Origin of the sequence: Nonomuraea sp. GTA35 (assembly GCF_041950525.1) — a bacterium.
Taxonomy (GTDB): domain Bacteria; phylum Actinomycetota; class Actinomycetes; order Streptosporangiales; family Streptosporangiaceae; genus Nonomuraea.
This window is the reverse complement of the sequence record NZ_JBGNUV010000011.1, coordinates 404945-414790: the sequence shown is the minus strand read 5'-3', so window position 1 is coordinate 414790 and position 9846 is coordinate 404945. Positions and strand designations below refer to the sequence as shown.

At 70.8% G+C, this 9846-nt stretch carries 9 protein-coding genes and 1 pseudogene; 3 read left to right on the top strand and 7 right to left on the bottom strand.

Features of this window, described 5'->3' with window-relative positions:
• Positions 1-122: 122 nt before the first annotated feature.
• The 5 genes from ACBJ32_RS40870 to ACBJ32_RS40850 all read right to left on the bottom strand — a co-directional run bounded on the left by ACBJ32_RS40870 (position 123) and on the right by ACBJ32_RS40850 (position 4339).
• Positions 123-731, bottom strand: coding sequence for a hypothetical protein (locus tag ACBJ32_RS40870; RefSeq protein ID WP_375131362.1), 609 nt, complete (start codon positions 729-731; stop codon positions 123-125).
• 141 nt (positions 732-872) lie between these two features.
• Positions 873-1907 carry a CHAT domain-containing protein gene (locus tag ACBJ32_RS40865; protein ID WP_375131373.1) on the bottom strand — a complete coding sequence of 345 codons (1035 nt, stop codon included), beginning with the start codon at positions 1905-1907 and terminating at the stop codon, positions 873-875.
• A gap of 737 nt (positions 1908-2644) precedes the next feature.
• Entirely contained in the window at positions 2645-3253 is a 609-nt protein-coding gene (locus tag ACBJ32_RS40860) for a hypothetical protein (RefSeq protein WP_375131361.1), read from the bottom strand.
• Between the two features lie 363 nt (positions 3254-3616).
• Positions 3617-4075, bottom strand: a complete 459-nt coding sequence (locus ACBJ32_RS40855; protein WP_375131360.1) for a hypothetical protein — start codon at positions 4073-4075, stop codon at positions 3617-3619.
• 51 nt (positions 4076-4126) lie between these two features.
• Positions 4127-4339 carry a hypothetical protein gene (locus tag ACBJ32_RS40850; RefSeq protein ID WP_375131359.1) on the bottom strand — a complete coding sequence of 71 codons (213 nt, stop codon included), beginning with the start codon at positions 4337-4339 and terminating at the stop codon, positions 4127-4129.
• 226 nt (positions 4340-4565) lie between these two features.
• Between ACBJ32_RS40850 and ACBJ32_RS40845 the strand changes: the two are divergent.
• The 3 genes and pseudogenes from ACBJ32_RS40845 to ACBJ32_RS40835 all read left to right on the top strand — a co-directional run.
• Positions 4566-4802, top strand: a pseudogene (locus ACBJ32_RS40845) (phosphotransferase); the annotation flags it as partial.
• On the top strand, positions 4748-5368 hold the full coding sequence (locus tag ACBJ32_RS40840; RefSeq protein ID WP_375131358.1) for a phosphotransferase: 621 nt from the start codon (positions 4748-4750) through the stop codon (positions 5366-5368). The pseudogene ACBJ32_RS40845 and the gene ACBJ32_RS40840, both read left to right, overlap by 55 nt.
• Before the next feature lie 590 nt (positions 5369-5958).
• On the top strand, positions 5959-7281 hold the full coding sequence (locus ACBJ32_RS40835) for a tetratricopeptide repeat protein (RefSeq protein WP_375131357.1): 1323 nt from the start codon (positions 5959-5961) through the stop codon (positions 7279-7281).
• 123 nt (positions 7282-7404) lie between these two features.
• On the opposite strand, the gene ACBJ32_RS40830 is transcribed toward ACBJ32_RS40835, so the two are convergent.
• Positions 7405-8892, bottom strand: a complete 1488-nt coding sequence (locus ACBJ32_RS40830; RefSeq protein WP_375131355.1) for a carboxylesterase/lipase family protein — start codon at positions 8890-8892, stop codon at positions 7405-7407.
• The gene (locus tag ACBJ32_RS40825; protein WP_375131354.1) at positions 8889-9821 is read right to left on the bottom strand and encodes an MBL fold metallo-hydrolase; all 933 of its coding nucleotides are present in this window, start codon (positions 9819-9821) and stop codon (positions 8889-8891) included. Before ACBJ32_RS40825 ends, ACBJ32_RS40830 begins: the two co-directional genes overlap by 4 nt.
• Positions 9822-9846 lie beyond the last annotated feature (25 nt).

Here is a 9846-nt window from a genome sequence, read left to right as displayed (position 1 = left end):
ACAGCCGGCCACCGGCTGAGGCCATCCAGCGGGCAACAACCCAGGGCCGCTTCACCATCAAACCTCGATCGCCAGACCCTCAGCCCGTGATCCATCACGCCAGCAACATCTTCAGAGGGGTCCTAGGAGCTGATGGGGGGATCTGTTGTCGCCGCTTCCAGTCTCGCGCCGGACCTCTTCTCTTCCCTTCGGAAGACCAGGGCCAGCGCGAGGAGAAACACGGAACCCGCGATCGGCACCCATGACAAGCTGAGCGACGGAAGGAAGTTCGCCGCCAGCCCCGCCCGATCGAGCACGGTCGCTGCGGCACGGCTGGACAGCATGGGGCCAACCAAACCCGAGACCAGCACAAGAACGGCGAGCCAGGCGATCCGGCCGGCATTGCCCCTCCTGAAAGACTGCCCATGCACAAGAGAACTCAGCAGAAGAGCAGCCACGCCCGCGCAGAGACCGCCCAGCAAGACGTCTGCACGGGAGAGCACTTGCTCGACAACGGTGGAATCCCATACGGTCAGCGGCAGTTCCCCCTCGCCGAGCACGACGCCAGCGGGAAGTTTCACACCGCTCACCCGCAGCTGATCGGCGGCTTCCAGCGTCGGTACGACGCGTATGGAGATGTATCCGCGAGCCTGAGTAGCACCGTTGATCGCATACGCGATGCCCCAGATCGCCGCGGCGGCTCCAACGAACCTGATCGCGTAGCGGGTCAGATTGACGAACATGCGCTCCATGGGTGCCCCACCAGACGCGTCGATTGTTGTGATTATCCGTCGCGGACATCACCACGGACATACAGCTATCGTTGCGACCGCCTTTACATTGTAGATTTTTGGAGAAGCTAAGCACCTCCCTGTGAGGCATCGCCCAGGCGGTCAGGCGCCGTAGTAGACGAATCCGGCCCAGTGGTAGGGGTGGGCGTGCTGGCGGGCTCGGCCCCAGAGCGTGCGCGCGGCGGCTGGGAGAGCGTCGAAGACGTCGCCGAGCAGGCCGGGGAACGCGGCCAGCTTCTCGGCGTTGGTGCTGTCGCGCAGCCAGCGTTGCGCCTGGCGCAGCGCCCGCGCCGGTGACGGCTCGCGGCCGGGCCACAGGCTGTAGAAACGGGCCATGAGCAGGGCCGTGGACAGGTCGGGCACCGCCCACAGCGAGCCGATCGCGCCGCTCAGGCCCGTGCTGAGGAGCACGCCGGGCAGGGTGAGCGCCTCGTCGCCGCTCTGCGGATGGGCGAGCGCGGTCTCGCATGCCGACAGCACGGCCAGGCGGCCCCGGAGCTCTCCCCCGGTCAGCAGCCGCGGCAGGGTGAGCCACTGGTCCCCGGCCAGGAGCAGGCCGCTGTCCAGGGGCTCGGTGGGATGGGTCAGGCCGTGGCAGGCCAGGTGCAGCACGTCGTGGCGACCGGCCTCAGCCAGGACGTTCCCGACCGTGGCGGCCTCGTCGACGAGGGCGCGGTGGCGCGGGAACGCGGCCTGGACGTAGGGGATCTCCCGGCTCGCGTACGGCAGCGGCGCCAGCGTCGAGGGCGGCGGGCCTACCGTCAGCACGGTCGCGGCCGGCCGGGGTTCGCGGTGCAGGAGGCGGATGTTGGCGCCGTAGGTGAGCAGGACGTCGTCGCAGGCGTAGTGCCGGGCGCCGGTGCCGTGCCAGGCAGCGTGCAGCGGCAGCAGGCCGAGCAGTTGCGTGGGGACCAGGATCAGGTGCTCCTCGCCGGGGAGGGCGGCCAGGACGGGGCCGATCATCGATTCCCACGACCACTGGGTGATCTCGTCCACGGCAGCCTGCCAGGCGGCCCCGGACGTCCGGTCGCCGTAGACGTCGAGGTAAGCGCTGACCCGGGCATGCACGACGGTTTCGTCCAGCGCGGGCAGCCAGATCACCGCCGGCGCCCGTCCGGCTCCGGCGGCCAGGGCCATGCCGCCCCAGACCGTGGCCACCAGGAACACCACGGGGGCGGGCAGCGCCTCCAGCCGCAGATCGGCGACGTCGGGCGGGCTGAGCAGCCGCTCGTACCCCGGCAACCGCCGGATCTCGGCCACGACCTCGTCGAAGTCGGCGCGGGCACGGCGGGCCTCGGCCTCGGTGATGGAGGGGGCGCCCTCGGGCCTGGGGAGTTCGAGCAGCCGCAGCCGCGCGGCCGCCTCGGAGAACCGCCGGCCGAGGCCGCCCTTGCCGATCCGGTCCAGTCCACCAAGATCGGCCGCGTCCCGGCCCGTCGACTCCGACAGCAGCCGGGTGCGGTTCTGCTCCAGCACGACCACGGCGTCGGTCAGGCGATCGGCCCTGGCCAGGGCGTAGGCGGCGCGGGAGAACAGCGACCCGTGCAGGGCCAGGCTGTGCAGGCGCGAGCCAGGTGACAGCTGCACGGCGGCCAGGCGGCGGGCCGCTGTCAGGCCGTGCTCGTACGCCTCCACCGCCTCTGCCCAAGCCCCCCTCCCTGCCGCCCACACGCCCCAGCCCTCGGCCGCTTCGCGCGCGTGCCCCGGAGCCGCCTCCAGGCCCGCCACGCATGCCTGCCGGAAGTAGCTGGTCGCCTGCCGGAGGTCCTCTCTGGAGGTCTCTGCGCCCGGGTCGTGCCGGACGGCGCAGGCGCGGGCGCAGGCGGTGAGCCGAGCGGCGCGGTCGACCGGGACGGCGTCGTCGCCGAGCAGCGTCAGGGCGCGTTCGGCAGCCTCGACCGCGCGGCCGACGTCCCCGGGTTCGCCGCCGCCCGCGCGTGACCGGTCCAGGTAGGCGTGGGCCAGGCCGCGCAGGCGTTCGCCCGGGTGGACGGCCGACTCCAGCGCGAGCAGAAAGGTCGCCACCGACCTGTCGAGGTCGGCCAGATCGCCTTCCGTGTTGCCCCGGGTCCGCAGGGACTCGGCGAGGAACCCGAGGAAGGACTCCCTGGACGGGTGACCCGGCGGGAGCAGCCGGGCGGCCTCCTGCGGTAGAAGACGAAATCGCCATGCGCGCAGGCGTAACGCTCGGGGCCGGGCGGGCGCGGCACCCCGGGCAGGGGCGCGACGCGTTCGGTCTCGGCCACGTCGCCCGGGGCGCCGTAGGTGAAGTACTCCGCGACCCAGACGTGGACGCGCTCTTCCCGTTCGAAGATCGCGGCCAGCCGGTCCGGGACGTCCTCATCCCCGGGCCGCTCCAGCAGCTCGGCGAGTTCGCGGTCAAGGGGCGCGGCTCTGTCGGGCCCGACGAGTTCGGGCAGGTAGGCCCTGAGGGCCCGGGCGGCGTCGAGGATGATGGTGACCTCCTCAATGTCGGGGGACACCCAGATCGTCTCGCGGCCGAACCGGGCGGACAACCCGCCCCCGCGCCGCTTGGCGGCCTCAGCCCGATGACGATCTCCATGGCCCTCGGGCCGGCGCCCGTTCCAGCGCGGCCATGACGACACTCCCGGGCGGATGTCATGGAAGGGCGGCGGCGCGGCCGACAATGTCCGGGACGGACGGCATGCCCAGGCGAATCGTGGTAGTGCGGCGGACCCGCTCGTCGAGCTGGGCGAGCGCGGACGCAAGCTCAGCCGGACCAATCTTGCTGGAGCTCAGAGCCATGAGGATCGGGTCGATGACGGAACACGACGGTGGCTGATGAGTGTGGCTGGAGCTTCGGGCGTGTCCCGGGTACCCGCATTTCAGACCGCGTCGACCAGGTGGCGTGAGGGCCCATAGCCGATCTTCCAGTCCGCGCAGTAGCCGATGAGCCCGTCGGTCGTGCATCGGACCGCGATACTGACCCAGCGGATGTCAGAGGTCGGCGTGTCGTCGTAGAACGTGAAACCGACTGCCGTCTCGAACTGGTCCGAGCCGCAGGTGCACTCGACGAAGTAGCCGGCCTCAGCCTCTTCCTCTGGGGTGGGCCAGTGTTCCTCGCTGTCGAGCATGAAGGTGGTCTGGTCGCATTGAGCGCATGTGCGGCGCACGCATGTCGAGGATTCGTCGGTCTCGAGGACGAAGACCTGACCTGTGCAGTGAGTGCAACGTGCCACAACCACCTGTTGCCCGACATATTCGTTCGGCTCGGCGCCGAAATAGGCGACGAGGTCATTGATGTCGTCTCCGGCCCAGCTGCCGTTGATCTTCCTGAGCGTCACATGAGCAAGGTACCGGGCGCTCTCCGGCCAGTGCAGCCGGATGCCGGCTGGTCATGTTCCGCTTCCGGTCGGACGTCCGACGGAGCGCCGGATATCGGGCACGCCGAGGCTAAGGACGGTCGTGCGGATGGTGGCTTCTTGCATGGCTTGGAGCTTCTGGCCGGCGGCAGCGAGCGCCGTCTCGACCGCGGCCACTTCGCCGAGCCGGCCCTGCTCCTTGGCCTCGGCGAGGCGGTCGATGAGATTGGCGGGGATCTCTTCCAACCGGGGCTGCTGAGCTGGGTCGACGCGAAGGAGAGGGCATCGGACGCGAGCTTCTCTGAACTCTGGGGCCGTTCCGTCCCAGAGTCTCTGATCTGGAGCTTTCTGAAACCGAATCGGTGATGCCAGAGGCATCACCGCGGACCTGGTCCGCGACCTGCTGCAGGAGCAACATCCAGACCTTGCGGGGCTGGCCGTCCGCGAGGTGGCGGGCGGCTGGGGCAACCACATGTGGCGCCTGGGGGAGGAGTTGGCCGTGCGCATGCAACGCATGGACCCCACCCCGGAGCTCCAGCTCAAGGAGCGGCGGTGGCTACCCGTGCTGGCGCCGCGCCTGCCGCTCCCGGTGCCGGCCCCGGTACGGTTCGGCGAACCGTCCGAGCGCTTCCCCAAGCACTGGACCGTGATGACATGGGTTCCCGGCGAGCCGCTGGACCACGGCTCGATCAGCCGCGCCGCCCACGCGGCCGACACGCTGGCGGGCTTCCTCAGGGCGCTCCATGTGAAGGCGCCCGCCGAGGCCCCGGCCAGTTCGGACTTCGGCGCTCACCCCAACAGGTGCACGGACGGCTTCGAGCAGTTCTTGCAGGCCATCGACCCCCAAGCCGTCGGCGATGTCCGCGCCGTCCGGGCCGTCGGGCCGTCAGGGCCGTCTGGGCCGATGCCGTCGCGGCCCCCGGGTGGGCGGGCCCGCCGGTGTGGGTGCACGGTGACCTCCATCCCGCGAACGTCGTCGTCTCGGACGGAACGCTCTCGGGCGTGATCGACTTCGGTGCCTTGTTCGCCGGCGATCCCGCGTGGGACCTCGCCGCCGCGTGGGTGCTGCTCCCCGCGGGCACGGCCGCACGGTTCTTCGACGCGTACGCGCACGCGGACGAGGCGGCGATCAGGCGCGCCCGCGGGCTGGCCGCCATGAAGAGCCTCTTCCTGATGCTCATGGGGCACAACGGGGACCGGGGCCTTCCCGGCGGCAAGCCGCACTGGGGACCTGCGGGCCGGGCGGCACTTGATCGTGTTCTGAAGGGCGTTTGACGCACACTTCTTGAACTTGTTCTCGATCTTGGTTCGGAAGATCCCCGCGGGATCGAGCCGTGCGTCTCCTGCTGATGGAGACACGGCCGGATGAACGCGCCCGTGGAGGCGGGCAGACGCTGCAACGTCCGGCTGCCCTTGCGGATCACCTCGATTGTCTGAGCCTCTGCGGCGGCCGACGAGGCCGAGACGGCTTGCGGACGATCTTCAACCACATCCAGCAGAGCGAACAGCCTCAGCTCATCACGAACCACGATGGGTCGCCGAATGGGCGCGCGTTGTCTGCCGCATGTCTCGGTTTGTCGACGGCTGCCACCGTCGGTCGCGGCCGTGACACGACCATGACACGGCGCGGACGAGGCGGGGACACGGCTGGCCGACAGTGGACTGGGTCGGCCGGCGGGCGAGTCATGGAGCGCTTTGCGAAGCGCAGCCAACCGCCCCCACCGCGACGACGCTGTACGGCCCGGATGGCCCCGGCACCTCCGGCGTCGCCCTCGTCAAGCAGGGCGGGGCGAACCGGCCGGAGGTGTTGTACCCGTCCGCCGGACGGAGAGTCACGGCGAAGGTGATCACGAAAAGGAGCAGGCGTGGCTGATGACAGGCAATGGGGGCGGCGTACGCTGCTGCGGGGCGCCGCCGTGCTGGCCGGTGCCGCCGCGACCGCGCCGCTGCTGGGCGACGCGGCCACCGCGCTGGCCGGCAGCAGTGACGCGGACGCGCTGTTCAAGGCCGGCAAGTTCGACCAGGCCGGCCGCGCGTACGAGGCGATCCTCAGGAAGGATCCCGAGAACCTGCACGCGGCCCGCCGGCGCGGCTATGTCGGGCTGCTGTCCAACCGGTTCCCTGACGCCGAGAAGTACCTCAAGATGGCCCTCAGCCTGGCGCCCGACGACAAGGAAGCCAACCAGCTCCTGGGCGACTGCTACATCCGGCAGGACAAGTTCGCCCTGTCCGCACCACACTGGGAAGCGGCCGGCGAAGAAAGCTACGCCAAGTGGTTCGCGGCGGTCCGCGGCGAGGCGTATCAGGTCCACGGCGAGACCGCGCGGGTGCCGTTCCAGCAGATGGACCCGATGCCGCTGGTGGAGGCCTCGGTCAACGGCGGAGCGGCGAAGCGCTTCACGTTCTACACCGGCGCCCCGAATCTGAGCATGCGCGCGTCGGTGGCCGAGGAAGCCGGCCTGCGCCCCGTCTTCAGCCAGGAGACCGATTTCGGGATGGGCCCCGTACGGGCGTACTGGGGGATCCTGGAATCCTTCGAGCTGGGCGGCATCGAACTGCGCAACATCCCCGTGAGCTGGTCGGCGACGAAGTCGGGCGACGATGTCGACACCGACAGCGACGGCCTGATCGGCATGTGGGTCTTCTACCACTTGCTGCCCACCTTCGACTACGCGGGCCGGCAGCTGATCCTGCGCCGCCGCACCGCCGAAGCGGCCAGGAAGGCACGCGCCGCCGCCGCACGGGCGGGCGCCGAGCCCCTGCCGCTGTGGCTGGCCCGTGAGCAGTACCTGCACAGCACGGGCAGCTTCACCGGCGCCGCCGGCTCCGGCACAGGAGTGGTGGGCGTGAACTTCGGCGGAGTCGGCGAGATCGCCGCGGGCGTGCGCGGGAAAACGGCCGAGCGGTTGGGGATCCGTACCGACTACGACCGCCAGATCGGGACTTTCGCCCAAAGCCACCCGGCCGTCGTCTACCCCTGCTATCCCGAGGAAATCCGCCTGGGCAACGCCGCCGCCAGGGAGGTCTACTGCTACACGAACCCGAACCAGCCGGTCAACGTGCCCTGGCCCTATGGGACGGGGTTCGACTCGATGGGCTGGTTCTCCCACTGCTTCTGGAAGCCCTACAACATCACCGTCGACTTCACCGGCATGAACCTCTACATCGCCCGCGGCAAGGCCGCCTGATCACCGCGACCGCACGGACGTCAGGGGAGCCACGTGGAAGCCGAGGGCCCTGGGACGAGCCGGCCATGCCCCGGCCATGCCCCGGCCTTGTCCCGGAAACGCGCGCCGGAGAGGGGAGAACGGTCAGGGCCACGCGTGGAGTTCCTCCCCGTACGGGTCGTCCGCCACGCTCCACTCGCCGTCGATGCGCATGGTGGCCCGGCGACCGGTGTCGTAGCGGTCCCAGCCGGGGTTGCCGGTCGCGGCGAAGGCCACCCAGGCCGCGTGCATCCGGGCGGCCAGGTCCGACGGCGGCTCGTCCGGCCCGAGCAGGGCTTGGGGTCCGCGCAGCCGGGGCAGGCCGGTGACGTCGAAGACGAACGGCAGCTCCACGGCGTGCGCGGCACCCAGCTCGCCGCCCAGCGCGTTGGAGCGCCACGCGAACGAGTAGCGGTAGGTGGCGGCGCCCCGTCCCGCGTGCGCGTCGGCCAGGCGCCGGCTTCCCACGCCGAACAGCGCGTCGCCCAGGATGGCCGAGCGCAGTTCGCCCCACGACGCCTGCGGCCTGGCCTTGCGGTAGGTCTCGACGAGGCGGGAGGGTTGCGGGTGCGAGCGGGCCGCGGCGGCGTCCGCGTCAGCCGCCGTCGAGGTGGACAGATTCCCGAACGGCGCCAGGTAGAGGTTGCCCTCCTCCGTGTTGGTGCCCACCAGCAGGTCCACGCCCACGCCGCGGCCCGCGGCGACGGCGTCGGCCGGCTGCCGGTCGAGCACGACGCTGAGCGGGCTGAGCCCGACGAGCGGATCCGTGTGGGTCTCGGTTCTCAGGTCGATGCCCGACAGCTCGGGCATGACCTCGACCAGCCGCTCGTCGGGGACGCAGGAGAAGGCGTCGGCGTGCGGCTCGACCCCCAGAGCGCGGGCCGCGGCGCGGGTCACGCGGGCGGCCTGTTCGGGGGTGAAGGCGCCCAGGCCGCTGCCGCTCTGCACGATCGCGCGCCGGAACAGTCCCTCGGCCTCCGGCGCGGCCAGCACGGCGCCGACGACGGTGGCGCCCGCGGACTGGCCGAACAGCGTGACGCGGGCGGGGTCGCCGCCGAACGCGGCGATGTTCTTCCGCACCCACCGCAGGGCGGCGATCACGTCGAGCAGGCCCCGGTTGGCAGGCGCACCGGGCAGGTCGAGGAAGCCCGTGACGCCCAGCCGGTAGTTGAGCGTCACGAGCACGACCCCGTCGCGGGCGAAGGCGGCCCCGTCGTAGACCTCCGACCGCGTGGATCCCGCCACGAACCCGCCGCCGTGCACGAACACCATCACGGGCAGCCGATCCCCGGGGGCGCCCGAGGTCCACACGTTGACGGTCAGGAAGTCCTCGCCGGGGATCCAGCCCGGCCCGAAGTACGGGGTCATGTCGATGCTGCCGATCCGGCGTTCGGCCTGCGGCGCGGTCGGCCCTGGCTCGGTGGCGTCCCGCACGCCGTGCCAGGGGGCGTGCGGGCGCGGGGCGGCGAATCGGGCCGCGCCCGTCGGCGGAGCGGCGTACGGGATGTTCAGGAACACGGTCGTCCCGTCTCGCCGCAGGCCGCGCACGGCGCCTTGCGCGGTGACGACGGTGTCTGCCGCGTGGTGGTTCATCGGTCATCCTTCGAGGTCTCGGCGTACGAGGCGAACGGAGCCCAGCTCTTGATGGCGAACCCGCTCCCTTCGCGGACGACTTCGGCGGCTCCCTGCCCGCCCAGGTGCGCGGGGACGACCAGGGCGCCCCGGTCGGCGGCCCAGCCGAGCACCTTGCGGCGGGTGGCGCGCGCTTCGGCCGGGTCCTCGCAGAAGCAACTGTTGGCGTCCGGCTCCACGAACTGCACGGGGCTGTGCAGCATGTCGCCGACGAACACCGCGCGGTCCGTACCCGATTCGAGGGTGACCACCGAGGACCCCGGCGTGTGCCCCGGCGCGAGGGTGAGGCGCAGGTTGGAGTCGATCGTGTACGAGTCCTCCCACAGCCTCGTCAGCCCCGCCTCGTGGACGGGGGCCACGCTGTCCTCGAACACGTTCTGATTGCCCCGCCCGAGCAGCGGCTTGTGCTCGTTCGCCGGGTTCCAGAAGTCGAAGTCGGGCCTGGAGATGAGGTACGTGGCGTTGGGGAAGGTCGGCACCCAGGTACGGCCGTCCAGGTGGGTGTTCCAGCCGACGTGGTCCACGTGGAGGTGGGTGTTCACCACGATGTCCACGTCCTCGGGCCGTACGCCGGCGCCGGCCAGGTTGTCCAGGAAGTCGGTGTCGAGGCGGGTCCAGACCGGTGAGTAGGGCCGCTCCTTGTGGTTGCCGACCCCGGTGTCGATGAGGATGTTCCTGCCCTCGCTGCGGAGCAGCCAGGTCTGGACCGCGGAGTTGACGATCCGGGTCTCGGGGTCCACGAAGTGCGGCTCCAGCCAGGACGCGTGCTCCTGCCACGTACGCGGCGAGCTTTCCGGGAAGAACGTCTCGGGCGTCATCTCGACGGGCCCGTAGTATTCCCGGACCCGGGTGATCGTGACATCGCCCAGAGTGATCTGATCGGCAGGCATGAGTGTTCCTTGAAACAGACGAGTG

Excerpts from the sequence above, each read along its gene's own strand:
- ACBJ32_RS40830 (WP_375131355.1), bottom strand. The coding sequence starts at position 8,892 with ATGAACCACCACGCGGCAGACACCGTCGTCACCGCGCAAGGCGCCGTG.
- ACBJ32_RS40840 (WP_375131358.1), top strand. The coding sequence starts at position 4,748 with ATGGGTTCCCGGCGAGCCGCTGGACCACGGCTCGATCAGCCGCGCCGC.
- ACBJ32_RS40825 (WP_375131354.1), bottom strand. The coding sequence starts at position 9,821 with ATGCCTGCCGATCAGATCACTCTGGGCGATGTCACGATCACCCGGGTC.
- ACBJ32_RS40870 (WP_375131362.1), bottom strand. The coding sequence starts at position 731 with ATGGAGCGCATGTTCGTCAATCTGACCCGCTACGCGATCAGGTTCGTT.
- ACBJ32_RS40865 (WP_375131373.1), bottom strand. The coding sequence starts at position 1,907 with ATGGCCCTGGCCGCCGGAGCCGGACGGGCGCCGGCGGTGATCTGGCTG.